At 63.5% G+C, this 26215-nt stretch carries 26 protein-coding genes; 6 read left to right on the forward strand and 20 right to left on the reverse strand.

The genetic code is table 11. From position 1 onward, the window contains the following. Positions 1-46 precede the first annotated feature (46 nt). From dxs to E2K99_RS19600, 3 genes are all read right to left on the reverse strand, one after another. Complete coding sequence (gene dxs, locus E2K99_RS19590; protein ID WP_134223277.1) at positions 47-1912, reverse strand: 1-deoxy-D-xylulose-5-phosphate synthase; 1866 nt, start codon at positions 1910-1912, stop codon at positions 47-49. Positions 1913-1990: 78 nt separating this feature from the next. Next, on the reverse strand, positions 1991-2938 hold the full coding sequence (locus E2K99_RS19595) for a polyprenyl synthetase family protein (RefSeq protein ID WP_134223278.1): 948 nt from the start codon (positions 2936-2938) through the stop codon (positions 1991-1993). Continuing rightward, positions 2938-3222 (reverse strand): exodeoxyribonuclease VII small subunit, encoded by a 285-nt coding sequence (locus E2K99_RS19600; protein ID WP_134223279.1) that lies wholly within the window; start codon positions 3220-3222, stop codon positions 2938-2940. The genes E2K99_RS19595 and E2K99_RS19600 overlap by 1 nt, the downstream gene beginning before the upstream one ends. A gap of 267 nt (positions 3223-3489) precedes the next feature. On the opposite strand from E2K99_RS19600, the gene E2K99_RS19605 reads away from it, so the two are divergent. The 3 genes from E2K99_RS19605 (at position 3490) to E2K99_RS19615 (ending at position 6674) form a co-directional block, all read left to right on the forward strand. After that, a complete protein-coding gene (locus E2K99_RS19605; RefSeq protein ID WP_134223280.1) occupies positions 3490-4611 on the forward strand; it encodes an aromatic ring-hydroxylating oxygenase subunit alpha in 1122 nt (373 codons plus the stop codon). Positions 4612-4832: 221 nt separating this feature from the next. Then, positions 4833-5750 carry a DMT family transporter gene (locus E2K99_RS19610; protein WP_034330513.1) on the forward strand — a complete coding sequence of 306 codons (918 nt, stop codon included), beginning with the start codon at positions 4833-4835 and terminating at the stop codon, positions 5748-5750. Between the two features lie 66 nt (positions 5751-5816). After that, positions 5817-6674 (forward strand): sulfurtransferase, encoded by an 858-nt coding sequence (locus tag E2K99_RS19615; RefSeq protein WP_134223281.1) that lies wholly within the window; start codon positions 5817-5819, stop codon positions 6672-6674. A 25-nt stretch (positions 6675-6699) separates the two neighbouring features. Here the strand turns inward: E2K99_RS19615 and E2K99_RS19620 are convergent, their stop codons facing one another. From E2K99_RS19620 to E2K99_RS19645, 6 genes are all read right to left on the reverse strand, one after another. Beyond that, a complete protein-coding gene (locus tag E2K99_RS19620; protein WP_134136567.1) occupies positions 6700-7641 on the reverse strand; it encodes a LysR family transcriptional regulator in 942 nt (313 codons plus the stop codon). Positions 7642-7895: 254 nt separating this feature from the next. Next, on the reverse strand, positions 7896-8630 hold the full coding sequence (locus E2K99_RS19625) for a ZIP family metal transporter (protein WP_034330510.1): 735 nt from the start codon (positions 8628-8630) through the stop codon (positions 7896-7898). A 115-nt stretch (positions 8631-8745) separates the two neighbouring features. After that, positions 8746-10935 (reverse strand): chemotaxis protein CheA, encoded by a 2190-nt coding sequence (locus tag E2K99_RS19630; protein ID WP_134223282.1) that lies wholly within the window; start codon positions 10933-10935, stop codon positions 8746-8748. Positions 10936-10950: 15 nt separating this feature from the next. After that, positions 10951-13167, reverse strand: coding sequence for a methyl-accepting chemotaxis protein (locus E2K99_RS19635; protein WP_134223283.1), 2217 nt, complete (start codon positions 13165-13167; stop codon positions 10951-10953). Between the two features lie 128 nt (positions 13168-13295). Beyond that, positions 13296-13880 (reverse strand): chemotaxis protein CheW, encoded by a 585-nt coding sequence (locus E2K99_RS19640; protein ID WP_134223284.1) that lies wholly within the window; start codon positions 13878-13880, stop codon positions 13296-13298. A 448-nt stretch (positions 13881-14328) separates the two neighbouring features. Beyond that, positions 14329-14481 (reverse strand): rubredoxin, encoded by a 153-nt coding sequence (locus E2K99_RS19645; RefSeq protein ID WP_006461975.1) that lies wholly within the window; start codon positions 14479-14481, stop codon positions 14329-14331. 98 nt (positions 14482-14579) lie between these two features. Between E2K99_RS19645 and thiD the strand changes: the two genes are divergently transcribed. Continuing rightward, positions 14580-15428 carry a bifunctional hydroxymethylpyrimidine kinase/phosphomethylpyrimidine kinase gene (thiD, locus tag E2K99_RS19650; RefSeq protein ID WP_039786906.1) on the forward strand — a complete coding sequence of 283 codons (849 nt, stop codon included), beginning with the start codon at positions 14580-14582 and terminating at the stop codon, positions 15426-15428. 34 nt (positions 15429-15462) lie between these two features. After that, complete coding sequence (hemL, locus tag E2K99_RS19655) at positions 15463-16746, forward strand: glutamate-1-semialdehyde 2,1-aminomutase (protein WP_121043849.1); 1284 nt, start codon at positions 15463-15465, stop codon at positions 16744-16746. Between the two features lie 164 nt (positions 16747-16910). On the opposite strand, the gene erpA is transcribed toward hemL, so the two are convergent. The 6 genes from erpA to rplM form a co-directional block, all read right to left on the reverse strand. Next, a complete protein-coding gene (gene erpA, locus E2K99_RS19660) occupies positions 16911-17276 on the reverse strand; it encodes an iron-sulfur cluster insertion protein ErpA (RefSeq protein WP_008331898.1) in 366 nt (121 codons plus the stop codon). 73 nt (positions 17277-17349) lie between these two features. Continuing rightward, positions 17350-17745 (reverse strand): bactofilin family protein, encoded by a 396-nt coding sequence (locus E2K99_RS19665; RefSeq protein WP_039786903.1) that lies wholly within the window; start codon positions 17743-17745, stop codon positions 17350-17352. 9 nt (positions 17746-17754) lie between these two features. Then, positions 17755-18459 (reverse strand): DUF6776 family protein, encoded by a 705-nt coding sequence (locus E2K99_RS19670; RefSeq protein ID WP_134223285.1) that lies wholly within the window; start codon positions 18457-18459, stop codon positions 17755-17757. Positions 18460-18482: 23 nt separating this feature from the next. After that, a complete protein-coding gene (gene argC, locus E2K99_RS19675; RefSeq protein WP_134223286.1) occupies positions 18483-19520 on the reverse strand; it encodes an N-acetyl-gamma-glutamyl-phosphate reductase in 1038 nt (345 codons plus the stop codon). Between the two features lie 265 nt (positions 19521-19785). Next, positions 19786-20178 (reverse strand): 30S ribosomal protein S9, encoded by a 393-nt coding sequence (gene rpsI / locus E2K99_RS19680; RefSeq protein ID WP_006461968.1) that lies wholly within the window; start codon positions 20176-20178, stop codon positions 19786-19788. A 9-nt stretch (positions 20179-20187) separates the two neighbouring features. Beyond that, positions 20188-20616, reverse strand: a complete 429-nt coding sequence (gene rplM, locus E2K99_RS19685) for a 50S ribosomal protein L13 (RefSeq protein WP_013235788.1) — start codon at positions 20614-20616, stop codon at positions 20188-20190. 633 nt (positions 20617-21249) lie between these two features. On the opposite strand from rplM, the gene E2K99_RS19690 reads away from it, so the two are divergent. Beyond that, positions 21250-21708 (forward strand): OsmC family protein, encoded by a 459-nt coding sequence (locus tag E2K99_RS19690; RefSeq protein ID WP_134136561.1) that lies wholly within the window; start codon positions 21250-21252, stop codon positions 21706-21708. A gap of 81 nt (positions 21709-21789) precedes the next feature. Here the strand turns inward: E2K99_RS19690 and coq7 are convergent, their stop codons facing one another. From coq7 to E2K99_RS19715, 5 genes are all read right to left on the reverse strand, one after another. After that, positions 21790-22416: a 2-polyprenyl-3-methyl-6-methoxy-1,4-benzoquinone monooxygenase gene (gene coq7, locus E2K99_RS19695; RefSeq protein WP_034329872.1), complete on the reverse strand. Its 627-nt coding sequence runs from the start codon at positions 22414-22416 to the stop codon at positions 21790-21792. 96 nt (positions 22417-22512) lie between these two features. Next, complete coding sequence (gene pyrC / locus E2K99_RS19700) at positions 22513-23547, reverse strand: dihydroorotase (RefSeq protein WP_134223287.1); 1035 nt, start codon at positions 23545-23547, stop codon at positions 22513-22515. A gap of 230 nt (positions 23548-23777) precedes the next feature. Next, the gene (locus tag E2K99_RS19705; protein ID WP_008331909.1) at positions 23778-24506 is read right to left on the reverse strand and encodes an amino acid ABC transporter ATP-binding protein; all 729 of its coding nucleotides are present in this window, start codon (positions 24504-24506) and stop codon (positions 23778-23780) included. 84 nt (positions 24507-24590) lie between these two features. Beyond that, the gene (locus E2K99_RS19710) at positions 24591-25286 is read right to left on the reverse strand and encodes an amino acid ABC transporter permease (protein WP_039786895.1); all 696 of its coding nucleotides are present in this window, start codon (positions 25284-25286) and stop codon (positions 24591-24593) included. A gap of 3 nt (positions 25287-25289) precedes the next feature. Next, complete coding sequence (locus E2K99_RS19715; RefSeq protein WP_134223288.1) at positions 25290-26039, reverse strand: amino acid ABC transporter permease; 750 nt, start codon at positions 26037-26039, stop codon at positions 25290-25292. Positions 26040-26215: the final 176 nt, after the last annotated feature.

Consider the following 26215-nt stretch of genomic DNA (forward strand, 5'->3'; position numbering starts at 1 on the left):
GCCAGCGTGGGCCGCCGGGACGATGCGTGGTGCGGGAAGACGGCGCTTAGCCGTTGTTGACGACCAGACGGGGCTGGTCCTTGCCGAAGCGCTGCACGATGGACTGGGCGATGCCATCGGCATCCAGGCCGCACTGCGCCAGCAGTTGCGCAGCGTCGCCATGATCGATGAAGCGGTCCGGCAAGCCCAGGTGCAGCACCGGCTTGTTGATGCCGGCGGCGGCCAATGCCTCGGAGACGGCAGCACCGGCGCCGCCCATGATGCAGCCCTCTTCCACCGTCACCAGCGCATCGTGCGAGGCGGCCAGCTGCTTGACCAGTTCCACGTCCAGCGGCTTGATGAAGCGCATGTTGGCCACCGTGGCGTTGAGCTTGTCGCCCGCGCCGAGCGCCGGTGCCAGCAGGCTGCCGAAGGTCAGGATCGCGACATCCTTGCCCTGGCGGCGGATCTCGCCCTTGCCCAGCGGCAGGGTCTCCAGCGTCTTCTCGACCGCTGCACCGATGCCGGCACCGCGCGGATAGCGCACCGAGGCCGGGCCGGGGTACTGATAAGCGGTCGAGAGCATCTTGCGGCACTCATCCTCATCGGAGGCCGCCATCACCACCATGTTCGGGATACAGCGCAGGAAGGCCAGGTCGTAATTGCCGGCGTGGGTCGCACCATCCGCACCGACCAGGCCGGCGCGGTCCAGGGCGAAGGTCACGTCCAGGTTCTGCAGGGCCACGTCGTGGATCAGCTGGTCGTAGGCGCGCTGCAGGAAGGTCGAGTAGATCGCCACCACCGGTTTCATGCCCTCGCAGGCCATGCCGGCGGCGAAGGTGACGGCGTGCTGTTCGGCGATGCCGACGTCGTAGTAGCGATTCGGGAATTTCTTTTCAAAGCCCACCATGCCCGAGCCTTCGCGCATGGCCGGGGTGATGCCGACCAGCTTCTCGTCGGCGGCGGCCATGTCGCACAGCCAGTCGCCGAAGACCTGGGTATAGGTCAGCTTGCCGCCCGCGCTGGGCTTGATGCCTTCGCTGGGGTTGAATTTGCCGGGGCCGTGATAGAGCACCGGATCAGCCTCGGCCAGCTTGTAGCCTTGTCCCTTCTTGGTGACCACGTGCAGGAATTGCGGTCCCTTCAGGTGCTTCAGGTTCTGCAGCGTGGGGACCAGCGAGTCGAGGTCATGGCCATCGATGGGGCCGATGTAGTTGAAGCCGAATTCCTCGAACATGGTGGCCGGGACCACCATGCCCTTGGCATGTTCTTCCAGGCGCTTGGCCAGTTCCAGCACCGGGCCGGGCAGTACCGACTTGCCCACGTCACGCGCCTTGGCGTAGAACTTGCCCGACATCAGGCGCGCCAGGTAGCGATTGAGCGCTCCCACCGGCGGCGAGATCGACATGTCGTTGTCGTTGAGGATCACCAGCAGGTTGATGTCCTCATGCACGCCCGCATTGTTGAGCGCTTCGAAGGCCATGCCGGCGGTCATCGCGCCGTCGCCGATGACGGCGATGGCATGGCGGTCCGAGCCCTGGGTCTTGGCCGCCAGTGCCATGCCGAGCGCAGCCGAGATCGAGGTCGAGGAGTGGGCGGTGCCGAAGGTGTCGTATTCACTTTCGATGCGGCGCGGGAAGCCCGAGATGCCCTCCTGCTGGCGCAGCGAGGCCATGCGCTCGCGGCGGCCGGTGAGGATCTTGTGCGGATAGGTCTGATGGCCCACATCCCAGACGATGCGGTCCTGCGGCGTATTGAAGACGTAATGCAGCGCGATGGTCAGCTCCACCGTGCCCAGGTTGGAGGACAGGTGGCCGCCGGTCTTGGAGACCGAGTCCAGCAGGAAACCGCGCAGCTCTTCGGCCAGCGGCTTCAATTGATGGCGGGACAGGCGGCGCAGGTCGGCCGGGTCGTTGATGGTATTGAGGAGCATCTGTTCTTACCGTGTTGGGGTCTGAAGGCCGCGCCTGGCACATGCCGCGCGGTCCGTCTTCATGCCGGGTTACGTCGCTTAAGTCTTTCTCTGTACGATCAGGTCGGCCAGCTCGCGCAGGCGGCGGGCCTTCTCGCCGAAGGGTGCCAGCGCCGCGTGGGCATTGCCGCGCAGCTTCTCGGCCAGCGCCTGCGATTCGGCCAGGCCCAGGATCGAGACATAGGTCGGCTTGTTGTCCGCCGCATCCTTGCCGGCCGTCTTGCCCAGCGTGGCCGAGTCGGCCGTGGCATCGAGGATGTCGTCGACCACCTGGAAAGCCAGGCCGATGGCCCGCGCATACTCGTCCAGCGCTGCACTCTCGTCGGCGCTGAGCGCCTTGCCGCCCAGCGCGCCCAGCAGCACCGCAGCGCGCAGCAGGGCACCGGTTTTCAGGCGATGCATCTGTTCCAGCTCGGCCAGCGACAGGGTCATGCCCACGCTGGCCAGGTCGATGGCCTGGCCGCCGCACATGCCCACCGAACCGGCCGCCTGGGCCAGCAGGTTCACCATGCGCAGCTGGCGTGCCGTCACGCCGGCATCGCTCTTGCCAAGCTCGGCCTCCAGCGGGGCCGACAAGGTATCGAAGGCCTGCGCCTGCAACGCATCGCCGACCAGCAGCGCAGTGGCTTCATCGTACTGTACGTGCACCGTGGGCTTGCCACGGCGCAGGGCATCGTCATCCATGCAGGGCATGTCGTCATGCACCAGCGAATACACGTGGATCATCTCCACGGCCGCCGCAGCCCGGTCCAACAGCGCGCGCGGAGTATCGAAGATGTCGCCGGCAGCATAGACCAGCAAAGGGCGCACGCGCTTGCCGCCATCCATGGCGGTATAGCGCATGGCTTCGTGCAGGCGCGCCGGCACCACCGAGGTCGCGGGCAGGAATCGGTCCAGCACGTCTTCCATGCCGCCCTGCACCTGGCGCATCCAGTCGGCAAACGTCAGCGGGGCCTGCGCGCTGGCAGCCGGCATCTGTGCATTCATCAGTCGTCCCCGCCGGCAGCGTCCGCCGCATTGAACGGCTTGAGCATGTCGCCTTCGAGCAGCTTGACCTGGCTGTCCACCTTGTCGAGCTGGCCGGCGCAGAACTTCACCAGTTCAGAGCCGCGTTTGTAGGCAGCCACCGAGGCTTCCAGCGGCAGTTCGCCGGCTTCCATGCGGGCCACGAGCTGCTCCAGCTCTTCCATCGCTTCCTCGAAAGAAGCAGGCAAGGCGACGCTCGCCGCAGAGGCGGCAGCAGAGGAAGCAGCGGCAGAGGTTCTAGGCATATCGACCCATTCAAAATTCCAACCCGGTATTTTAGAACAAACCGGCGATGCCCAAGTCAATCAAGGGCGTGGAAATGTCAGCGGATTTCGAGCCGAGCTTGTAAATTCGGCCAATTTACTGGCATTTTGGCCACAAAACCCGGCCCCTTATGGGGGTTTTGTGGCATAATCCTCGGTTCTGTCCAAAATTTCCTCTTCATATTATTTGAACACAGGTTTTTGCGGATTTTCTTCCTTAGGTTGGTGCAAATTAATTTGGGGGCGGAAATGTCCGATCTTGCTACTTTTGCCAAATTGGCGCGTTCAAACGCGCAACTTCCAGTCCACGTCTACTTTGACGAACCGCTCCATCAGCGGGAACTGAAACAACTCTTCCAGCAGGGACCTCGTTACGTCGGCCACGAGCTGATGGTGCCCGAAGCTGGCGACTACTCCACGCTGCCCTGGGAAAACGAAGGCCGCATGCTGGTGCGCAATGCGCAAGGGGTTGAACTGCTGTCCAATGTATGTCGTCACCGCCAGGCCAAGATGCTCGATGGCCGTGGCCATGCCACCAACATCGTCTGTCCTCTGCATCGCTGGACCTATGATCTGAAGGGTGAGCTGATCGGCGCGCCGCATTTCGGCGAGACGCCGTGCATGAACCTGTCCAAGACCCCGCTGCAGAGCTGGAATGGCCTGCTGTTCGAGAACAACGGCGTCAACATCGCCGACAAGCTCAAGCATCTGGGCGTGACGCGCGATCTGGATTTCTCCGGCTACCTGTACGACCACACTGAAGTACACGAGTGCGACTACAACTGGAAGACCTTCATCGAGGTCTACCTGGAGGATTACCACGTCGAGCCCTTCCATCCCGGCTTGGGCAACTTCGTGAGCTGCTCCGACCTGAAGTGGGAATTCGGCCGCGACTACAGCGTCCAGACCGTGGGCGTGAACCACGGCCTGATCAAGTCCGGCTCGCCGACCTATGCCAAGTGGCAGGAAAAGCTGCTGCAGTTCTCCAACGGCAAGCCGCCCAAGTACGGTGCCATCTGGCTCACGCTCTATCCCAACATCATGGTGGAGTGGTATCCGCACGTGCTGGTGGTGTCCACGCTCTGGCCGACCGGTCCGCAGAAGACCACCAACGTGGTGGAGTTCTACTATCCGGAAGAGATCGCCCTGTTCGAGCGCGAGCTGGTGGAAGCCGAGCGCGCCGCCTACATGGAGACCTGCGTCGAGGATGACGAGATCGCCCTGCGCATGGATGCCGGCCGTCGTATACTGATGGATCGCGGCACCAGCGAAGTCGGTCCCTACCAGTCGCCCATGGAAGACGGCATGCAGCACTTCCACGAGTGGTATCGCCAGCAGCTGGACGTGCCGCAAGGAACCAGCACACCATAACCAGGCCAACAGGCCGCGCAGGGGGAAAGCAGATGCAGGCAATGCGGCAAGCTCACGACGGACGTAGTCTGCGCCGTCATTGTCGCCCGCCCTCCCGCATCCGCCCCTCCCGCTCCAGCTGCACGACGGCAGCCCCGGTTCACGCCGGGGCTGCCGTTTTATTTGGTGCTCGTGACGCGTGCGCCTTCCCCACTCTCCCCTCCCACTACTGAACCGCCGCCATGCAATCGCTCTGGATGCTCGTCGCCTCATTCCTCTTTGCCGTCATGGGCGTGTGCGTCAAGCTCGCCAGCCAGTACTACACGACCTCCGAGATCGTGCTCTGCCGTGGCGTGATCGGCGTGCTCTTCATCCTCTGCCTGATCCGCCTGCGCGGGGGTACGCTGCGCACGCCTTTCCCGCGCGATCACTTCATTCGCGGCGGTGTGGGCGTGGTCTCGCTGTGGATGTGGTTCTATTCCTTCAGCCTGCTGCCGATCGCCACGGCCACCACGCTCAACTACATGTCCTCGATCTGGATTGCGGTGATGCTGTTCGTGGCCGGCTGGTGGCAGGGCCACAAGAAATTCGAATGGGGCCTGGCCGGCACGGTGGCGCTGAGTTTCCTCGGGGTGGCGCTGCTGATGCGCCCATCGCTCAATGCCGAGCAGTTGCTGGGCGGTGCGATCTCGCTGGCCTCGGGTGTGCTGTCGGCGCTGGTCTACCTGCAGGTGCGCAAGCTGGGGTTGCTGGGGGAACCGGAGTACCGCGTGGTGTTCTACTTTTCTGCCACGGGCGTATTGGCCGGGCTGGTCGGCAGCGTGGTGACGGGCCGTGTGCCGCTGTGGCACAGCCATTCCTGGATCGGTGCGCTGCTGGTGCTCATGATAGGCTTGACGGCCACCACCGCGCAGATCGCCATGACGCGCGCCTACCGGCTCGGCAATACCCTGGTGACGGCCAACCTGCAATACACGGGCATCGTGTTTTCCAGCCTCTTCGGCGTGCTGATCTGGGATGATGCGCCGGGCTGGATCGGCTGGCTGGGCATGGCGATCATCCTGGCCAGCGGCATGCTGGCGACGTATCGCAACCAGCGCAAGAGCCAGGCCGTGGCCAAGAACGTGCCCAAGGTGGACCCGATCGCCACCGAAGTCTGAAACCAGGAATCCATGAATCCCTGAATCCTGCCCGCTTGCAGGGCTTATGAACAAAAGGAGAGCCGCATGACCTACCAGACCCTCATCAGCGCCAGCGAATTGAAATCGCGCGCGCAGTATCTGAACATTGTGGTCGTGGACTGCCGTCACGACCTGACCAACCCCGCCTACGGCCGTGAAGCCTATGCCGCCGGCCATCTTCCGCAGGCCCGCTTCGCCCATCTGGATGAACTGCTCTCCGGTCCCAAGACCGATGCCGCCGGGCGCTTCCATGGCCGCCATCCGCTGCCGGACCGCCAGCAATTCGTGCAGGCCATGCGCGACCTGGGCATCAACAATGACACGCAAGTGGTCGCGTATGACGCTCACGGCGGCATGTATGCCGCGCGCCTGTGGTGGCTGCTGCGCTGGATCGGCCACAGCGACGTGGCCGTGCTCGATGGCGGCATGGCAGCCTGGCAGGCGCTGGGTGAAACGCTGACCAGCGAGACGCCGGCAGCGGCTGCGCCGGGCAACATCCAGGATCTGTCCTCGCTGGTCAAGACCGTGGATGCGCAAGCCCTGCTCGACAATCTCAAGAGCCAAACCCTGCAAGTCGTCGACGCGCGCGCACCGGATCGCTTCCGTGGCGAGAACGAAACCATCGATGCAGTGGGTGGACACATTCCGGGCGCGAAGAACCGCTTCTTCAAGGACAACCTGCAGGCTGATGGCCACTTCAAGAGTGCCACGCAATTGCGCGAGGAATGGCTCTCGGTAGTGGGTGATCCGCAGGCTGCGGTCATGCAGTGCGGCTCGGGCGTGACCGCCTGCCACAACTTGCTGGCGCTGGAAGTGGCGGGCTTGCCGGGGGCGCATCTGTATCCGGGTTCCTGGAGCGAATGGAGTTCCGATCCGCAGCGTCCGGTAGCCACCGGCAACTGATCCTTGCAGGGAGGCGTGCGGCACCCTATGGCAGGTCGGGTGCCACGCTACCTGTCATTCCCGTGATCCCCGCCTCCTGCAGGCGGGCCACGAAAGCTTCCACGAACTGCTGCACCATGGCCGGCGCATCGCGTCGGCGCAGCAGGGCCACTTCCGAATGAAAATCGGCATCCTTGAGCGCGGGAAAACTGACGCCCGCCGAGAGTGAAATACTGGCCATGCTCTGCGGCACGACAGCGATGCCGAAGCCCGCATTGACCAGGCTCAGCAAGGAATTCTTGCGCGAGGTGGCGCGCGCCACGCGCGGATAGAAACCGTGCGCAATACAGCGCTCGGCTACCAGATAACTCAGTCCGCCGCGATCGCGGTGGGGCACTGTCACGAAGAATTCATCCCGCAATTCCGCAATCTCCACTTCGCTGCGCGCGGCCAGTCGATGGGTGGCGGGTACGGCCGCCACCAGACGCTCACGGTAGAGCACGGTGCTCTCCAGATTCGGATGCGCGCGCAGGATGGGCAAACGCGCCAGGCCGATATCGGCACTGCCTTCGACGATCTCGCGGGCCTGGTATTCGGAGGGAGCCTGCGAGATTTCCAGCGAGATGCCGGGGAAGTCTTTCAACGCTGCATTGAGGGTCGGACCCAGCGGTGCAGACAACGGCACCGAACTGGAATGCAGCAGGCGCAAGGCCCCGTGTTCGCCCTTGCCGATGGTGCGTGCCTGCGCTACGGCGCGGTCCAGGTCGAGCAGGATGCGGCGGCTGCGTTCATAGAAATCCTGGCCCGCCTGGGTCAGCTCGAAGGCCTTGGCCTCGCGCTTGATGAGCAGCACATCGAGGTCTGCTTCCAGCTCCTTGATCTGGCGGCTCAACGCTGATTGCGCGATGAAGAGGCGCTCGGACGCGCGGGTATAGCCGCGTGCCTCGACGATCTCGACGAAGTAGCGCAACTGCCGGATGGAAATCATGCTGTTCTCCCCTGCCCGGTTTCGCCGGCGCATCCATCTCGTTTCGAGATGGCGGGCCGGCTGATTTGATATTGGCGTACCGCGCGCGGCACCCCTACAGTGAAGCCATCCGCAACCCCGCCTTCAGGCGATGAAAGGATGGATCGTGCTCCAGGATCTCTTGTTGTTCTTCGGCCTGCTGGGCCTGGTCTGCAGCGTGGGCATGCGCTGGATATTGCGCCGGCAACGCGATACGTCCGCGCGGCCGGATGCCCTCAGTGAACGTGCGCCTGATGCGTCAGTGCCAGCACGATCAGCACGCCCGCTGCAATCAGGATCACCTGCGGGATCGTCTCGCGCAGCGTGGCGCGGCGCTGCATCTGCGGCATCAAATCGGAAACGGCGATGTAGATGAAGCCCGAGGAGGCAAACACCAGCACGAAGGGAATCCATTCCATGCCACGCTCCAGCATGAAGTAGCCCAGCACGCCGCCGGCCACCGCCATCAGGCTGCAGATGAGGTTGTAGACATAGGCGCGGGTGCGCGAAAAACCGGCATTGAGCAGCACGATGAAGTCACCGATTTCCTGCGGGATCTCATGCGCGATGATGGCCAGTCCGGTGACCAGGCCCAGGTGCGGATCCGCCAGGAAAGCCGCCGCAATCAGGATGCCATCGGTGAAATTGTGCAGGCCGTCGCCGACCAGGATCATCCAGCCGGCCTTGCCGGCTTCCTTCTTGTCGTGACCGTGGTGATGGCCGTGGCCATCGTCTTCGTGATGGTGCGAGTGGCGCAGGATGGCCGTCTTCTCCAACAGGAAGAACACCAGCAGGCCCCCCAGCAGCACCGCGAAGAGCGTATGCGGTTCGGCTTGCGATTCAAAGGCTTCCGGCAGCGCATGCAACAGCGAGGTCGACAGCATGATGCCCACCGACAGGCTGACCATGCGCTCGACCACCTTCGACAGCAGCGCGAAGGAGAACACCGCCGCAGCGGTAATGCTGACCACGCCGGCCAGGGTGGTGGCCAGCAGGATGGAGACGAGTGTGGAGTCGATGACGGACCTCGGCGAATGACGATGCAGGGGCAAATGGCAGGCGTGCCAGCCGCGCAGCCAAAGCCCGCTATTGTACGCCCGCCGCCCGGCCGCTGCCATCGACGCGGCGCGAGCCGGCCAGCAGCAGCGGGTTGATGATGAGCACGATCTGCCCACCCCCCAGTACGGTAGCCCCGACCATGCCGGCCAAGGTCGCCACCTGCGGCCCGACCGGCTTGACCACCACTTCGCGGTTGCCGCTGACGTGGTCGGCCATGATGACCATCAGTTCATCGCCATTCTTGATGAGCAAGGCAAAGGCCGAACCGGCTTCGTTCGTGCCCGGCAGCGGCACTGGCGGCGGCTCGTCCAGCAGGACGTGCAGCGGATGCAGCAGCAGTTCCCGGCCATGGACCTCCAGCGTGCGCCGCGCCAGGGCCTGGCGCGCCTGGTCGCTGCGCAACTGGATGACGCTGTCGATGAGGGTGGAAGGAATGGCGTACTGCTGCTGCCCGTGATGCAGCAGGCAGACCTGCTGCACCGCCAGCGAGAGCGGCAGGTAGAGCGTGAAGAGCACGCCCTGGCCGGGCCGCGAATGCACCGTCATGCGCCCGCCCAGTGCCGCCACTTCGGCGCGCACCACATCCATGCCGATGCCGCGTCCGGCCAGGGCAGAGACTTGCGATTGCGTACTGAAGCCGGGTTCGAAGATCAGCTCGGCCAGGCGCGTTTCGCTCCACTGTTCCACGCCTGGTAATCCGCGTTGCATCGCCTTGTGGCGAATCGCGGCGAGGTCCAGCCCGCGGCCGTCGTCGCTGACGCGGATGACGGCTTCGTTGCCCTCATGCCCCGCCTGGATGCGCAGGCAGCCATTGGGCGGCTTGGCGGCCGCGCGGCGCACCGGCGCTTCTTCGATGCCATGCACGGCGGCATTGCGCAACAGGTGCTCCAGCGGGCCCATGAGGCGTTCCAGGATGGCGCGGTCGATTTGCAGCCGACAGTCCGACAGGTCCAGTACCAGTGGCTTGCCGGTTTCGGCCGCGACCTGGCGCACCAGGTGCTGCATGCGCGGCTCCATGCTGTTGAACTTGACCATGCGCGCATGCATCAGCTCCTGCTGCAGCTCGCGCGTGGTGCGGCCTTGCTGGCGCAGGCCTTCGCGGGTTCTCACCACCCGTTGCAGCAGCCGCTTCTGGCGCGCCACGGCCGCACCCAGAGCGGCTTCCATGGCCTTGGCCAGTTCGGTCAGGCCGGTCGCGGCCTCGTCCCGGGGCTGCAGGCTGCCCTGCTCCCAACTGCGCTGCCATCGCTGCAGCTGCTGTGCCATGGCGTCCAACTCTTCACCCAAGAGGCGCGCGTCGCCCTGCAGGGCCCCGATTTCGTTGTCCAGCTGGGCACGGCTGATGGAAACTTCACCTACCTGATTCAGCAGCTTGTCCAGCACGGTGGTACGGATACGGACCAAGGGCGCGGTCAGCCGCCCCTCTGCCGCTGCGGTGCCGGGCAAGGCGGAAGGGGCGGCCTGTGTGCCGGCTGCCGACAACGTGGCCATGCCCTGTTCCAGCGTACTGAAATGCTCCACGGCCTGGTCATACAAGGCCAGCAGCGCCGCCACGCTCCGGGGGGCCGGGCTGCCCTCGCCGAGACGCTGCAGGGCTCCTTCCATGTCGTGCAGGCAGCGGCTCAGGTGCAAGGCCCCCACCATGCGCGCACTGCCCTTGAGCGTATGCAGCGGGCGCGCCAGTTCGGCCAGCAGACTGGCATCGACCGCACCAGGCTGCCCGCCCTCCGACAGCACCAGCAAGGTCTCGCCGATACCGGCGATGAGCTCTTGTGCTTCTTCCAGGAAGACCGGCAGCAGGAGTGGATCGATCAGCTCCGGTGCCTGCGGTTCGCTGGCCGGGGCAAGCGGGCCTTCCAGCTGGCTGGCCAGGGAATGGATGCCGGCTTCCAGCAGACTGCGGGTGCCCGCGTGTGAGATGCCATCACTGCCCTGCTGCTGCAAGGTCTCCAGCAGTGCCGAGGCGGAGGAGGCAAAGGCAGCGGCACCGCTGGCACCGGCGTAGTCACGCAGCGCCGCCAGCGTACGCAGGGCCAGTGCCGGCAGGCCGGGGCGCGCTTGCTGCTGGTCGAGGCGGGCACACCAGGCGGCGCTTTGCTGGCGCACGATGGCCAGCAGCGGACGCAGGGTCTCGCGCAGACGCTCATCGCCCGCGCCGGACCGGATGCCGGATCCGGCCTGAGTCTGGACTGCTGCGTTGTCGGTACCGAGGATCATGGAAGCAGCACCGGCTCAGGAAACTTTGACGCGGAAACGCGAGACCGAGCTTTCCAGCTGGCGCGCCGCATCCCACAGTTCTTCATAGAGCGTGGCGACCTGTTCGCGGCTCTGCTCGATGATGTCGTTCTCGCTCAGGATGCCCTGGATCTGCTGGGCCACGCCATTGGCCGAGACCGCCTGTTCGCGGGTCGATACCGCCATGCCCTGGATCAGGTCGGCCAGGCGCTTGGAGACGCTGCGGATATCGGCCAGGGCGCTGCCGGCCGCGTCCGACAGCACGGCACCATCGGTGACGCCATTGGTGGATTTTTCCATGGCCACCACCACGTCGCGGGTATCGGCCTGGATCATGCGCACCAGCGCGCCGATCTCGCGCGTGGCGGCGCTGGATCGCTCGGCCAGGTGCTGCACCTCCTCGGCCACCACCGAGAAGCCGCGCCCGGCCTCGCCCGCCGAGGCGGCCTGGATGGCGGCATTGAGGGCCAGCACATTGGTGCGTTCAGTGATATCCGAAATCAGGTCGGTGATCTCGCCGATCATCTGCGAGGACGCCCCCAAGCGCTTGATGCGCTCGGAGGTCTCGCGGATCTGCTCACCGATGCCATCCATGGCCTTGACTGCATCTTCCACGGCACGCGCGCCGCGCTCGGCCACCACCACGGCGTGGCGGGCCACATCAGCGGATTCATCGGCCGACACCGAGATGCCGGTGATCTGGTTGGACATTTCCAGCATGGCCTGGGCGATGCGCTGGATGCGCCGGGCCTGCGCACGGGCAGCGGCCCCCAGCTCGGTGGTGGTGCCGCGCACGTGTTCGGAACTCCAGGCCACCTTGGCGGCCATCTGCGTGACCTGTTCGACCAGCCCGCGCAGGGCTTCCACGGTGTAGTTCACGGAATCGGCGATGGCACCGGTGACGTCGTCCGAGACCGTGGTGTGCACCGTCAGATCGCCATCGGCCACGCGCTGCAGCTCGGTCATCAGGCGCAGCACGGCAGCCTGGGTCAGGTGATTGGCGCGCATGGCCTTTTCTTCTTCCTGCTGGGCCAGCTGGCGCTGCAGTTCGGCTTCCTGGCGGCGGGCTTCAGCGGCGGCGGCATTGTTGCGGCTGCTCTGCAATTGCACCAGGGCGATGCCGATGGCGCTGAGCAGGGCCATTGCCATGGCGCACAGCACGGCCCAGAAGGTCCAGGAGCGCGCCTTCAGGGCGACACGGTAGGCCTCCTGCAATTCGGTGAGGTGGCGTTTCAAGGTTTCGTTTTCCATGAACACCAGTTGCTCGGAGCGCTTGGCCGCGATGAAATTCTGCAGGTTGCCGAGGATGCCGGCGATCTGCGGCTGGTACTCGCCAAAGACCCGCGTGAGTTCCTGCAGCTTGCTGCGCAGGTCGGCATCGGTGGCTGCGCGCAGGCGCAGCATCTCATTGCCTTCCAGCAGGCTCTTCAACAGGTCGCCAAAGGCGGTGATGTCCTTGCCGAGCATGAAGGCAGTTTCCGCATTGACGCCGTCGGAGGTGAGGAACTCATTGGAGCTGCGGCCCAGGCGCAGGGTCAGCATCACCAGCTGGCTGGCGGCGGCCATCTCGCGCGTGGTGGGCCGGCCCTGCGACTGCAGCATGGCGATCTGCTCGCTCAGATCCAGCATCACGGGCAGCAGCTGGTTGAGGCGCTTGAGCGTGGTACCGAAACCGGTCAATTCCTTTTCCATGCCGAGGATGGTCTCGGCGGCCAGATCGGTACGACGCCACATGCGGGCCACGTTGTCCAGCGCCGGCTTGAGCGCAGGATCGGGCAGGCCGATGTTCTGCCCTTGATACGGACCGCCGCTGCTCAGCAGCAGCAGGCCACGATTGAATTCGAGCCGGCTTTGCGCCAACTGCACGAAGGCCTGGGGATTGCCCTGGATGGCATTGGGCACGGCCTTGCCAATGCGCTGGGAATGCATCACGAGATCCGAGGCCAGGTTGGTCTGCAGGGTCGCCAGCAGGTACAGGCGCGCGCCCAGCCACATGAACAGGCACAGGGCCGCCAGCGACAGCGCCAGCACGCCCAGCAGCACCCGGGTCTGGGTACGCAGGGAATAACGGTGCAGCCAGGGCAGGCGCAGGCCAGTGCCGCCCTGCCCGGCCGGCCGGCCTCGATCGCCTCCGGCCACGGCAGCGCTCCCGGTGCCGGACCCAGGGGCGGCCGGGAGCTTCTTTTTCGACAGATACGGCAAGGTCGGTTCCATGGCCGGCGTTCCTATTCCCTCTTTACAGATCTCGCAGATCTTCTGGATTTCTCAGGTTTTTCTGATTTTCAGGCCTGCAGCTGCAGTGGCTTGCAGAGGCCGCCTCGGCGTCGCTTGCGACACGGCTGCTAGCGGCCGATCTGCAGAAAACGGCTGTCCTGGCTCAGCAGCGACAGGTCCAGTTCATCCCATTGCTGACCACCGCTGTCTTTATAACGTCCGGCAAGGCCCAGCAAGGGAATTTCCGTATCGTAATTTTTCGATATTTTGGTCATTTCTGTGATGTCACGCAGTCCCAATACCCTTGACACCAGCAAGCCGCATTGCGGTGCCAGGCCGTGAGCCAGCAGCAGGACGTGGCTGCTGCGGCCGATTTCCTGGGGGACGGCACCGGCCAGGCCCATGAGATCGGCCAGGCCGATCAGGCTGCCGCGGATGTTGAGCAGGCCGCGAAACCAGTCGCGGGTGGCGGGTACGGGGGTGATGGCAAGGCCGGACAGCGGTACGATCTCGCCGGCCTGAGCCAGCGGGACCAGATAGCAGTGTTCGCCCATGGCCACCGCCAGGCGGCGCGAGCGCATGCTTTCGTTGTCGGAAGCGGCCATGCGCGCCAGTAGCGAAGCCTGGAACTGCTCCAGTCCCTCGCGCTCCGGCAGGCCCGGAAAGCTGCGGGCGGCGGGCGCGTTGATGACGAAATCCTTGGTGTGTGGCATACCAGCCCTCATGAAGCGGTTAAGAAAGGCCATGCCGCCGCACGCTTGCGCGCACGCCGAAGCGGGCCAGCGGCGCGATGGCGGGGCTGGGCTCAATGGACAAGACCGTCGGGGGAGATGCCGTACAGAGGCCGGGCGGACGTCTGTGCGTCCTGTTATCCGGTCATGCGGGCAAAGCTGGTACTGGAAGAGATTTTACCCAGAAAAGTTCGCTGCTTTTCCGCCCGGCAAAGACATGGCACCAGCAGGCAGAAAAAAATGATGGGAAAACGCGACGAAAACCGTGACAAAGCGGGAGTTTGATGTAGATCAAATCCCGTAAGGCAGGAAAACAGGAGGGTGAGCGGCAACTCCCGGCTAAGGAAGCGCCGCCAGCGTGCCGCCGGGCAAATGGCGGCGGGACGCAATGCCGAAGCCGTCGGCGGCGGTGCAGGCGATCAGGAAGCGATCAGATGGCGACCATCTCGAAATCTTCCTTGCGGGCGCCGCATTCCGGGCAGGTCCAGTTGATGGGCACGTCGTCCCAGCGGGTGCCCGGGGCGATGCCTTCTTCGGGCAGGCCTGCTTCTTCGTCGTAGATCCAACCACAGATCAGGCACATCCAGGTTTTGAATTCGGTTTGGCTGCTATTCGTCACGGCTGACTATCCCTAAAATCAATCAAGTAAAATGCTAAGTCAGCTATCTTAATCTACTCGACGTGCAAAACCAAACTCCTCCCCTCATCCTCAGCTTCGGCGCAGCCGATCCGGTCGGCGCCACGGGCGTCCAGGCCGATCTCGCCACTTTCGCCGCCATGGGCTGCCACGGTTTGTCGGTGGTGACGGCTTTGCTCATCGGCGACACCGCCCGCGTCGAAGACGTGCAGGTGGTCGACGTCGACTGGGTCGCCGACCAGGCCCGCGTGATCCTCGAAGACATGGCCGTGGCCGCCTTCAAGGTCGGTGCGCTGGGCAGCATCGAGAACATCTCGGTGATTGCCGAGATCGTCTCCGACTATCCCGACGTGCCGCTGATCCTGGATCCCTTCATCAGCGCCCTGGCCAACCAGGAAGACGAGGATGATCGCCTGATCGCCATCCGCGAACTGCTGATCCCGCAGGCCACGGTGCTGATCTGCTCGGCCGGTGAACTGACCCGCCTGGCCGAGACCTGGCGCGAACCCGTGCCGGGCGATGCGCTGGAGCTGGACGCGATGCGCATCATCGAGATGGGCTGCGAATACCTGCTGGTGACCAATACCCAGACCGACCTGCAGGAAGTGGCCAATTCGCTCTTCGACGAATCCGGCCTGGTGCGCCAGGATGCCTGGCCGCGCCTGCCAGGCTCCTTCGTCGGTGCCGGCAGCACGCTCTCGGCGGCCATGGCAGCGATGCTGGCCAATGACCTGGAAGTGCCGCTGGCGGCGTCCGAAGCGCAGGAGTTCACGCTGGCCGCGCTGGCCAATGCGCAGCGCATCGGCATGGGCAAGCTGCTGCCCGACCGCTATTTTTGGGCGCGTGAATCGGAAGATCCCGCCGATCTGGACGCGCCGCCTTCCATCAACTGATTCACTGCATCCGGACGGTATCGTCCGCACACACATGACCAAGACCAATGCATCCCTGTTCGCCCGCGCCCAGCAAAGCACGCCGGGCGGCGTCAATTCCCCGGTACGCGCCTTCCGTTCGGTAGGCGGCACCCCGCGCTTCATCGAACGCGCCGAAGGCCCCTGGTTCTGGGATGCCGAAGGCAAGCGCTACATCGACTACATCGGCTCCTGGGGCCCCGCCATCGTCGGCCACGCACATCCGGAAGTGGTCAAGGCGGTGCAGCAGGCAGCTGCGCGCGGCCTGTCCTTCGGTGCACCGACCGAGGCTGAAATCGAGATGGCCGAAGAGATCATCAAGCTGGTGCCTTCCATCGAGCAGATCCGCCTGGTCTCTTCCGGCACCGAAGCGACCATGAGCGCGCTGCGCTTGGCCCGTGGCGCCACCGGCCGCGACAAGATCATCAAGTTCGAAGGCTGCTACCACGGCCACGCCGATTCCCTGCTGGTGAAGGCCGGCAGCGGCTTGCTGACCTTCGGCAATCCGACCTCGGCCGGGGTCCCGGAAGACTTCGCCAAGCACACCCTGGTGCTGGACTACAACAACGCCGCCCAACTGGAAGAGGCCTTCAAGAATGCCGGCAACGAGATCGCCTGCGTGATCGTGGAACCGGTGGCGGGCAACATGAACCTGGTGCGTGCTTCGGATGAATTCCTGCGCACCATGCGCCGCCTGTGTACCGAATACGGCGCCATCCTGATCTTCGATGAAGTGATGTCGGGCTTCCGCGTGGCACGTGGCGGCGCCCAGGAATTGAACGGCATCGTTCCCGACCTGACGGCGCTGGGCAAGGTGATCGGCGGTGGCCTGCCGGTGGCCGCTTTTGGTGGCCGCGCCGAGGTGATGAAGCATCTGGCACCGCTGGGTGGCGTCTACCAGGCCGGTACCCTCTCGGGCAACCCCGTGACGGTGGCGGCCGGCATGGCGACCCTGAAGATCATCCAGCAGCCGGACTTCTACACCCATCTGACGGCCCAGACCCGCAAGCTGGCCGATGGCCTCGCCGCTGCCGCCAAGGCTGCCGGCGTGAACTTCGCAGCCGATGCCATCGGCGGCATGTTCGGCCTCTACTTCGATGCCAAGGTGCCCACCAGCTATGCCGAGGTGATGCAGGGCGACAAGGAACGCTTCAACCGCTTCTTCCACAAGATGCTGGATGCGGGCGTGTACTTCGCGCCTTCGGCCTTCGAGGCCGGCTTTGTTTCGGCCCAGCACAGCGATGCCATCATCGAGGAAACCATCGCCGCTGCGGCCAAGGCCTTCACCGAACTGGGCTGAGGCTGGTGCGGGCATTTCCGGTGGCGCCTGGCCGTTCCCGGAAACGCCCGCTGCACGGTGGGTCCAGGGCGATATGAAGGTTCTGGACATGAAAAAAGGACGCCGAGGCGTCCTTTTTCTTCATCTCCCCGCAAAGCTGCGCCAGGCGGGGAGTCTGGCAGCGCTTACACCGAGAACGAAGAGCCGCAACCGCAAGTGGTCGTGGCGTTCGGGTTCTTGATGACGAATTGCGCGCCTTCCAGGTCGTCCTTGTAGTCGATTTCGGCGCCCACCAGGTACTGGTAGCTCATCGAGTCGATCAACAGCTGGACGCCGTTCTTGCTCATGGTGGTGTCGTCTTCGTTGACGATTTCATCAAAGGTGAAACCGTACTGGAAACCCGAGCAACCGCCGCCCTGCACGAAGACGCGCAGTTTCAGGTCGGGATTGCCTTCTTCCTCGATCAGCTGGGCCACCTTGGCGGCTGCGCTGTCGCTGAAGTTGATCGGGGCGGGCATGTCGGTTTGTTGCAGTTCGGCTACGGCATTCATTTCGGACTCCTGCTGGGCTTGAGGCGGATCAATACATTAGATCAACAAAGCCATTATAAGCGCTTGCGGATTTTCATGCTTCCGACGATGCAGCCAGCTTCAGCACCGGCGTCTCGACCTGCTGGTCATGGCTGAGCTTGCCGGACACCAGTGCCCCGCCGTGCATCTCCAGCGCCTTGTAGAAGACGTTGCCGGTAATGCGAGCCTTGGGCTGCAGCTCCAGCAGTTCGGTGGAGTGGACATCGCCGACGATCTCGCCGTTGACGATCAGGTGTGCCGCGCGCACCTCGCCGACCACCTTGGCGTGCTCGGAGATGACCAGCACGCTGGGCTGGCCGGTTTCGGCGTTGATGTTGCCGGTAATGGCACCGTCAATGCGCAGGCCGCCCTTGAAGCCGACGTCGCCCGTGATGCTGGTGGACATGCCGATCAGGCTGTCGATCGTGCTTTTGGTCTTGCGTGTAAACATGGAATCACCTCACAGATCTACCGACTGCTGGGCACGCACCTGGCCGCGGTCGAGAACTCGGACTGCCACCGACTTCACGATGGCACCTTCGGGAATGGTCAGCAGGCCTTCGACCCGCTGGTAATACTTGAATGCGAGCCGATAGCGCGCCTGGTCAGCGGAATTGCCTTCCGGGAAGTTGATGGTAACACCTTTGCCGCCCTGCACCATATTGACACTAAGCTGCAGGTTTCCTGCAAACTGTTGCGTTCCCCCACCACCTTGCATGACCAGCACGCGATAGCGCAGCTGGTTGGGCGCGGCCTGTTCGGCCTTGAAGCGCTGGATGGTGATGCCGGGTGCGCCCAGGTTGGTCGGCAGCAGGCTGTCGAAGAAGGCCAGATCTTCCTTCTGGCGGTTGATTTCCGCCTCCATGTTCTTGACCTGGGTCGCCAGCGTGGCTTGCGCCGTTTGGGCAATCTTCAGTTCATTCTGCGACGCGTTGGCGGCAGATTGCAAGCGCTCATTTTCCGCGGTCAGCTTCTTGACCTGTTCGCTCAGCTGCTCGATCTGCTCGCCGGCATCGCCATGCAGACCGGGCAGGTTGTTGCGGCCAAGCTGGTAAGTCCAGACCGCCGCCGCCGCTCCCACAGCCACCACCGCTGTCCACAACAGGATCAGCAGCGGTAGCGGCAGGTGGCGCTTGATGGTCATCTTCGGCGCAGAAATCGTCATGCGCCGACGCCACAAGCGGTACTTCACGGCAGGACCGGGACCTGCTGCAGGCCGCTGGTTTCTTCCAGACCGAACATCAGGTTCATGCACTGCACGGCCTGGCCGGAAGCGCCCTTGACCAGGTTGTCCTGGACCACCAGCACCACCACCGTGTCGCCATTGTCCGGACGATGCACAGCCAGGCGCAGCATGTTGGAAGCGCGCGTGGTGCGGGTCTCGGGATGCGAACCGAAGGGCAGCACGTCGACGAAGGGCTCGTCCTTGTAGGCGTCTTCGAACAGGGCCTGCAGGGCGGCGTTGTCGATGTCCTTGGTCAGGCGGGCGTACAGGGTGGAATGCATGCCACGGATCATCGGCACCAGGTGCGGCGTGAACAGCAGGCCGACCTTGTCGCTGGTCAGGTGCGACAGGCGTTCGATGGTTTCGGGCGAGTGGCGATGGCCGGAGACGCCATAAGCCTTGAAGTTGTCCGAGGCTTCCGAGAACAGCAGGCTCAGCTCCGCCTTGCGGCCGGCACCGGAGACACCGGACTTGCAGTCGGCGATCAGGTGCGAGGCATCGATCACGCCGGCCTTCAGCAGAGGTGCGAAGCCAAGCTGCATGGTGGTCGGATAGCAGCCCGGATTGCCCACCACGCGCGCCTTGCGGATGGCCTCACGGTTCAGTTCGGGCAGGCCGTAGGCGGCTTCCTTGAGCAGGTCGGTGCAGCTGTGCGGCAGCTTGTACCACTTCTCGAACGCGGCCACATCCTGCATGCGGAAGTCCGCGGCCAGGTCGATCACCTTCACGCCGGCGGCCACCAGTTCCGGGGCCTGGGCCATGGCCACGCCATGGGGGGTGGCGAAGAAGACCACGTCGCAGTCGGTCAGGCGCGCCTTGTCGGGCGAGGAGAAGGCCACATCGACGCGGCCGCGCAGGGAGGGATACATCTCGGATACCGGCATGCCGTCTTCCTTGCGCGAGGTCACGGCCTCCACCCGGGCTTGCGGGTGAGTCGCAAAAATACGCAGCAATTCGACGCCGGTGTAACCGGTTCCGCCAACGATACCTACCTTGATCATGTCTGTTCCTTGCGAGAAAAGGCGAAGAGAAAACGCCATGGCGGACGAGCGCCGGACGCGCGTGCATGGCACGCTGAAAAGCGGTCAATTTTAGCAGGAGAATATTTCCCGCTGATTTCCGCTCGGACAGTAATTTCCGCAAATAGCCGAAATTATCGTCACACTACGAGACGTTGCGCAAGCAAGCCACACCTGCAGCGGCAACGCATAAAAGCAAAAAGCCGCCGGCACAGATGCCGACGGCTTTCCGTAATGCAAGAAACGATTAACGCTTCGAGAATTGCTTTGCGCGACGTGCCTTGCGCAGACCAACCTTCTTACGTTCGACTTCACGCGCGTCACGGGTGACGAAGCCTGCGTTCGACAGAGCCGACTTCAGGCCGGCGTCGTAGTCGATCAGGGCGCGGGTGATGCCGTGGCGAACAGCGCCGGCCTGGCCGGATTCGCCGCCACCGTGGACGTTCACCTTGATGTCGAAACGCTCGACGTTGCCGGTCAGTTCCAGCGGCTGACGGATCACCATCAGGCCGGTTTCGCGGGAGAAGTACTCAGCGGCGGGCTTGCCATTGACGATGATGTTGCCCGAACCTGCCTTGATGAAAACACGCGCCACTGCACTCTTGCGACGGCCGGTTCCGTAATTGTAGTTACCGATCATGTCTGTTCCTTAGAGGGCGAGGGGTTTCGGTTGCTGCGCGGCGTGCGGATGGTTGCCATCTGCATAAACCTTCAGCTTCTTGATCATGGCGTAGCCCAGCGGACCCTTGGGCAGCATGCCCTTGACGGCCTTCTCCAGCGCACGGCCGGGGAAACGCTGTTGCATCTTCAGGAAGTTGGTTTCGTAGATGCCGCCCGGATAACCGCTGTGGCGGAAATAGGTCTTCTCAGTGGCCTTGGTGCCGGTCACGCGCAGCTTGCCTGCGTTGACGACGACGATGAAGTCACCGGTATCGACGTGCGGAGTGAATTCGGGTTTGTGCTTGCCGCGCAGTCGGAGTGCCACTTCGCTGGCAACACGTCCGAGGACCAAGTCCGTCGCGTCAATCACGAACCACTCGCGCTGAACCTCATGGGCTTTAGCGGAAAAGGTCTTCATGTTTGACTTTCTCTATCAGTATATAAACGCTCAAATGGCGGTTCCGCTCATGCGGGCCAGCCGGCGGATGCCTGCTGTCCTGGGTACTTCGCTTCGCGGACTCATCCTTTTATCTTCCCGAGCGCATGGGAAAGCCGGCAAGTATAGCCTTTTCAAGGACTTAGCGTCAAAAGGTTTCGGGGGATTGTGGCGCCGATCCGGCGATTTGCCGGGGTTTTCTTGCTGGAAGACGGAATTTCGTTGCCGCTGGCACAACTTTGCGCGGGGCCTGGCCAGAAAAAAGACAAAAAAAACCCGGACACTGAGGTTCCGGGTTTAATCCACACCAATGAGGAGGGTGGAGGAGACATCGTTACGTGCTGCAAAAACTTCCGTTGAATTCAATATAGCAAAGCGGTTTGTGCAACGCAATAACGCGAGGCGAATAAATTTGTAACTGTCTGCAAGCGGCGTCACTGCTGGGTTACAAGTTGCTGAAAGCACAGTGGAAACGCGATAGATGAATATTCATTCGACAATTTTTCCGCAGCGCAAAAATCACGGAGCTTCACATGCCCTCCCCTGCACCGGCTGCAGGTATGCGCGTCAAAAGCTACAATACGCAGCTTCATTGAACCGATTGGGACGAGACAGATGGAATGCACAGTACGTTGGACCGGCTTGTCCGGCATGACCTTCACGGCGGAAACCGGTTCGGGCCACCTGCTGACGATGGATGGCGCGCCCGATGGCGGCGGCCGCAACCTGGCCCCGCGTCCGATGGAAGTGGTGCTGGCCGGTACCGGTGGCTGCACCGCCTATGACGTGGTGGTGATCCTGCGCAAGAGCGGCCAGGACGTGCGCGGCTGCGACGTGACCCTCAAGTCCGAGCGCGCCGAGACCGATCCCAAGGTGTTCACCAAGATTCATTTCCACTTCACCGTGCGTGGCCGCAACCTCAAGACCAATGTGGTCGAGCGTGCCATCAAGCTGTCCCACGACAAGTACTGCTCGGCCTCGATCATGCTGGAGAAGACCGCCGAGATCACGCACTCCTTCGAGATCATCGACGACCTCACCGATACGTCCTCTGCGGCCGTCCAGCAGCAGTAAGGTCCGGGTACAGGATGCAGCAAGAAAAAAAGCGGCCGAGGCCGCTTTTTTCATGTCCGTCGATTCGGCCGCCTTCCGGGTTCAGATCCGGTAAGCCACCGTGGTCATGACCTTGGCCATGGCCTTCATCAGCCCGCGGACCGGAGCCGGCACCTCGGCCGCGCCCAGGTCACGCGCCGCCTGGCCGTGCTCGATTTCATCCAGGCGCATCTGATCGACGATGGCACGCGAGCGGTTGTCCTGGGCCGGCAGCTTGTCCAGGTGGCCCAGCAGGTGGTGCTCGACCTGGCGCTCGGTCTCGGAGACGAAGCCCAGGTTGCGCGCATCGCCCAGCCGTGCGGCGATGCTGCCCAGCACATAGGCGCCGCCATACCACAGCGGATTGAGCAGGCTGGTATGCGACCCCAGTTCGCGCAGGCGTTCGGCGGTCCAGGCGAGGTGATCCTCTTCCTCGATGCCGGCGCGCCTGAAGGCCGCTTTGATATCTTCCGTCTGGGCGAAGCGGCCCTGGGCGTCGTAGAGCGCCTGGGCACAGACCTCGCCCACGTTGTTGACCCGCATCAGCCCGGCCGCGTGGCGCTTCTCGGCCTCGTTCATGACACCGTCCGGCAGGCCGCGTCCCGGGTTGGGACGGCTCTCGAACACCACGCCGCTGATCACGCGCAGCGCCTTGTCGAAATCGGTAATCAGTTCATCGACGACTTGCATACAGCTCGCCTTTCTCTCGTTGTGATGGACATCCCGGCCGCGCCGCCTGGGCGCGCGGACCGGGGACGAAGGAATACGGCTGATCCCTGAAACGGATCAGACCATCTTCCAGTGGATCTGTTCGCCCGCCGACAGCGGCACCACCGTGGCATCGCCCATGGGCAGCTCGGCCGGGATGGCCCAGGTCTCGCGCTGCAAGGTGACGGTGCCGGTATTGCGCGGCAGGTTGTAGAAGTCCGGACCGTTGAAGCTGGCGAAGGCTTCGAACTTGTCCAGCGCACCGGCGCTGTCGAAGGCCTGGGCATACAACTCCAGCGCATGCAGCGCGGTGTAGCAGCCGGCGCAGCCACAGGCGTGTTCCTTGGCACCCTTGGCGTGCGGGGCCGAATCAGTACCGAGGAAGAACTTGTCATTGCCCGAAGTGGCTGCCGCCACCAGCGCCTTGCGATGGGTCTCGCGCTTCAAGACCGGCAGGCAGTAGTAGTGCGGACGGATGCCGCCCTTGAAGATCTCGTTGCGGTTGAAGAGCAAATGGTGCGCCGTGATGGTGGCGGCCGTCGGGCCTTCGCCGGCCAGCACGTAGTCGGCCGTTTCCTTGGTGGTGATGTGCTCGAAGACCACCTTCAGTTCCGGCATGGCTTGTCGCAGCGGCTTCATGATGCGCTCGATGAAGACCGCTTCGCGGTCGAACAGGTCGATCTCGGGATCGGTCACTTCACCATGGACCAGGAAGGGCATGCCCACTTCCTGCAGCACCTCCAGGGTCTTGTAGCACTTCGACAGGTCGGTCACGCCGGCGTCGGAGTTGGTGGTGGCACCGGCCGGATAGAGCTTCACGGCCTTGACGAAGCCGCTTTCCTTGGCACGGCGGATTTCCTCGGGCGGGGTGTTGTCGGTCAGGTAGAGCACCATCAGCGGCTCGAAGGACATGCCTGCGGGCAAGGCGGCCAGGATGCGATCGCGATACGCACCGGCCTGCGCAGTGGTGGTCACCGGCGGCTTCAGGTTGGGCATGACGATGGCGCGTGCGAACTGGCGTGCCGTATGCGGCAGCACGTCCTGCATGGTGGCGCCGTCGCGCAGGTGCAGGTGCCAGTCGTCCGGGCGGGTGATGGTCAGTACATTGCTCATTGCGGATCTTTCGGTCTTGGAGTGGTGTCGGTCTGAGGATTACGGATCAGGCAAGGCATCCCGGCCGATGCGGGCTGTGGAGAGCCAGCCGCGATGTCTTCAAGGGCGACATTCTACCGTAGCCGTCAAGCACCCCGGAAAGCAAGCCCTGACCCGCTTTTGACCTGGCACAAACGACAAGGGCCGCCCCGTTGCCGGGGCAGCCCTTGCCGCGATGCGAATGCGCGCGATCAGTGGGTGATGATCTTGGCCAGGAAGTCGCGTGCGCGTTCCGAACGCGGCGAGGCGAAGAACTCATCCTTGGCGCAATCTTCCACGACCAGGCCCTTGTCCATGAACACCACACGGTTGGCGACCTTGCGGGCGAAGCCCATTTCGTGGGTCACGACCATCATGGTCATGCCTTCCTGGGCCAGGCCGACCATGACATCGAGCACTTCATTGATCATTTCCGGATCCAGCGCCGAGGTCGGTTCATCGAACAGCATGGCGATCGGGTCCATCGACAGCGCGCGGGCAATCGCCACACGTTGCTGCTGGCCGCCGGAGAGCTGGCCGGGGAACTTGTCCTTGTGTGCCAGCAGGCCCACGCGGTCCAAGTACTTCAAGCCCTTTTCAGTGGCCTCTTCCTTGGAGCGGCCCAGCACCTTGATCTGGCCGATGGTCAGGTTCTCGCGGATGGAGAGGTGCGGGAACAGTTCGAAGTTCTGGAACACCATGCCGATGCGCGCGCGCAGCTTGGACAGGTTGGTCTTGGGGTCGCCGACGGAGACGCCATCGACGGTGATGGTGCCTTTCTGGAACGGCTCCAGGCCGTTGACGGTCTTGATCAGCGTGGACTTGCCGGAACCGGACGGGCCGCACACCACCACCACGTCGCCCTTCTTGACGGAGGTCGAGCAGTCGGTCAGGACCTGGAAGCTGCCGTACCACTTGCTGACATTGTTGAGTTCGATCATTTGATTCTCCTGGATTTCTGAATTCTGGATTCACTGGCCGCCGGCCTGGCGCGACAAAGCGCGGGCGGCGGCCGTCAAAAACATTTAGCGGATGATGGCGATCTTCTTCTGGAAGCGCTTGACCAGTTGCGACAGGCCAAAGCTCAGCACGAAATACACCACGGCCACGAAGAGATACATTTCCACCAGGCGGCCATCACGCTGCGCGATCTTGGAAGCGCTGGTCACGAAGTCCGGCACCGAGCCCAGCACGTAGACCAGCGAGACGTCCTGGAACAGCACGATGGTCTGAGTCAGGAGGATCGGGGTCATGTTGCGGAAGGCCTGCGGCAGCACCACGTTGCCCATCATCTGCCAGTAGTTCATGCCGATCGCATAGCCGGCGAACACTTGCCCGCGCGGAATGGACTGGATGCCCGAACGCATGATCTCGCAATAATACGCGGCTTCAAACAGGATGAAGGTGATCAGGGCCGACTGGAACGCACCGACCTGGATGGGTTCGGAGGCACCAATGATCCAGGCACCGATGAAGGGCACCAGGAAGTAGAACCAGAAGATCACCAGCACCAGCGGAATGGAGCGGATCAGGTTGACGTAGGTGGTCGCGATGAACGACAGCGGCTTGTTGGACGACAGGCGCATCATGGCCAGCAGCGTGCCCAGGATGATCCCGCCCAGCATGGCCGAGAAGGTCAGAATGAGTGTGAACTTCAGGCCGGTCGTGAACAGGTAGACCCACGAGCGCTGGATGACGTCGAAATCGAAATTGCTGAACATGGATCAATGCCCTCCTGCGCTGGTGCTGCCGCCGGTGATGTAGCCCGGAACGGCGGTGACCTTTTCCAGCAGGCGCGCCATCAACAGCGCGATCACGGAAATGATCAGATAGATGATCGTGGCACCGCTGAGCGCCTCGAAGGTCTGGAAAGTGAATTCGCGCATCGAGTAGGTTGCGGCAGTCAGTTCCACCAGGCCGATGGTCAGTGCTACCGAGCTGTTCTTGATGATGGCGGCGAACTCGTTGGTCAGTGCCGGGATGATGATGCGGAAGGCCATCGGCAGCAGCACGTAGCGATAGGTCTGCACCGGGGTCAGGCCCAGGGCGGCACCCGCCATGCGCTGGCCGCGCGGCAGCGCCTGGATGCCGGTGGTCACCTGCACGGCCACACGGGAAGAGGTGAAGAAACCCAGGGCCAGGGTCGCGGTCACGAAGGACGCATCCGGCAGGCTCTTGATCCAGTCACCGATGGCGCTGGGCAGCAGTTCCGGCACCACGAAGTACCACAGGAACATCTGGACCAGCAGCGGAATGTTGCGGAACAGTTCCACGTAGCCGTTGGCAATGCGCACCACCCAAGGTTTGGTGGTGGTACGCAGGGTACCGAAGATGGTGCCCAGGACCAGTGCCATGATCCAGGCGCAGGCGGCTGTGGCCAGGGTCCATTTCAGGCCCGCCAGCAGCGTGTCAATGTAGGGGATGCCATCGGGAGACATCTCCCAGAAGATTCCCCAATTCCAGTTGTAATGCATAAATGGCCTCGTCTGTGGTTCGAAGTCTGTGTTCTCGGGCGCGGTCACCAGGCAAATGCCGCGCCGCTTCTTGTTGGTTCAGCGCCTTGGCCGCCCCGGCATTGCCGCAAGGCAAGCGGGACAGTTCCGGCTAAACAAAACGGGGGACAGGCCCCCGTTTTGTTCGATTGCACGAA

This window comes from Herbaspirillum huttiense, assembly GCF_004367745.1.
Taxonomy (GTDB): Bacteria; Pseudomonadota; Gammaproteobacteria; order Burkholderiales; family Burkholderiaceae_D; genus Herbaspirillum; species Herbaspirillum huttiense.

What these genes read in the sequence shown, in the direction of transcription:
- E2K99_RS19605 (WP_134223280.1), top strand. Translation starts at nt 3,490, where the DNA reads ATGTCCGATCTTGCTACTTTTGCCAAATTGGCGCGTTCAAACGCGCAA.
- E2K99_RS19610 (WP_034330513.1), top strand. Translation starts at nt 4,833, where the DNA reads ATGCAATCGCTCTGGATGCTCGTCGCCTCATTCCTCTTTGCCGTCATG.
- E2K99_RS19690 (WP_134136561.1), top strand. Translation starts at nt 21,250, where the DNA reads ATGGAATGCACAGTACGTTGGACCGGCTTGTCCGGCATGACCTTCACG.
- E2K99_RS19615 (WP_134223281.1), top strand. Translation starts at nt 5,817, where the DNA reads ATGACCTACCAGACCCTCATCAGCGCCAGCGAATTGAAATCGCGCGCG.
- E2K99_RS19665 (WP_039786903.1), bottom strand. Translation starts at nt 17,745, where the DNA reads ATGTTTACACGCAAGACCAAAAGCACGATCGACAGCCTGATCGGCATG.
- rpsI (WP_006461968.1), bottom strand. Translation starts at nt 20,178, where the DNA reads ATGATCGGTAACTACAATTACGGAACCGGCCGTCGCAAGAGTGCAGTG.
- E2K99_RS19620 (WP_134136567.1), bottom strand. Translation starts at nt 7,641, where the DNA reads ATGATTTCCATCCGGCAGTTGCGCTACTTCGTCGAGATCGTCGAGGCA.
- coq7 (WP_034329872.1), bottom strand. Translation starts at nt 22,416, where the DNA reads ATGCAAGTCGTCGATGAACTGATTACCGATTTCGACAAGGCGCTGCGC.
- E2K99_RS19635 (WP_134223283.1), bottom strand. Translation starts at nt 13,167, where the DNA reads ATGGAACCGACCTTGCCGTATCTGTCGAAAAAGAAGCTCCCGGCCGCC.
- E2K99_RS19600 (WP_134223279.1), bottom strand. Translation starts at nt 3,222, where the DNA reads ATGCCTAGAACCTCTGCCGCTGCTTCCTCTGCTGCCGCCTCTGCGGCG.
- E2K99_RS19710 (WP_039786895.1), bottom strand. Translation starts at nt 25,286, where the DNA reads ATGTTCAGCAATTTCGATTTCGACGTCATCCAGCGCTCGTGGGTCTAC.
- pyrC (WP_134223287.1), bottom strand. Translation starts at nt 23,547, where the DNA reads ATGAGCAATGTACTGACCATCACCCGCCCGGACGACTGGCACCTGCAC.
- E2K99_RS19645 (WP_006461975.1), bottom strand. Translation starts at nt 14,481, where the DNA reads ATGTGCCTGATCTGTGGTTGGATCTACGACGAAGAAGCAGGCCTGCCC.
- erpA (WP_008331898.1), bottom strand. Translation starts at nt 17,276, where the DNA reads ATGAATGCCGTAGCCGAACTGCAACAAACCGACATGCCCGCCCCGATC.
- E2K99_RS19595 (WP_134223278.1), bottom strand. Translation starts at nt 2,938, where the DNA reads ATGAATGCACAGATGCCGGCTGCCAGCGCGCAGGCCCCGCTGACGTTT.
- hemL (WP_121043849.1), top strand. Translation starts at nt 15,463, where the DNA reads ATGACCAAGACCAATGCATCCCTGTTCGCCCGCGCCCAGCAAAGCACG.
- rplM (WP_013235788.1), bottom strand. Translation starts at nt 20,616, where the DNA reads ATGAAGACCTTTTCCGCTAAAGCCCATGAGGTTCAGCGCGAGTGGTTC.
- E2K99_RS19670 (WP_134223285.1), bottom strand. Translation starts at nt 18,459, where the DNA reads ATGACGATTTCTGCGCCGAAGATGACCATCAAGCGCCACCTGCCGCTA.
- E2K99_RS19705 (WP_008331909.1), bottom strand. Translation starts at nt 24,506, where the DNA reads ATGATCGAACTCAACAATGTCAGCAAGTGGTACGGCAGCTTCCAGGTC.
- argC (WP_134223286.1), bottom strand. Translation starts at nt 19,520, where the DNA reads ATGATCAAGGTAGGTATCGTTGGCGGAACCGGTTACACCGGCGTCGAA.
- E2K99_RS19715 (WP_134223288.1), bottom strand. Translation starts at nt 26,039, where the DNA reads ATGCATTACAACTGGAATTGGGGAATCTTCTGGGAGATGTCTCCCGAT.
- dxs (WP_134223277.1), bottom strand. Translation starts at nt 1,912, where the DNA reads ATGCTCCTCAATACCATCAACGACCCGGCCGACCTGCGCCGCCTGTCC.
- E2K99_RS19640 (WP_134223284.1), bottom strand. Translation starts at nt 13,880, where the DNA reads ATGCCACACACCAAGGATTTCGTCATCAACGCGCCCGCCGCCCGCAGC.
- E2K99_RS19630 (WP_134223282.1), bottom strand. Translation starts at nt 10,935, where the DNA reads ATGATCCTCGGTACCGACAACGCAGCAGTCCAGACTCAGGCCGGATCC.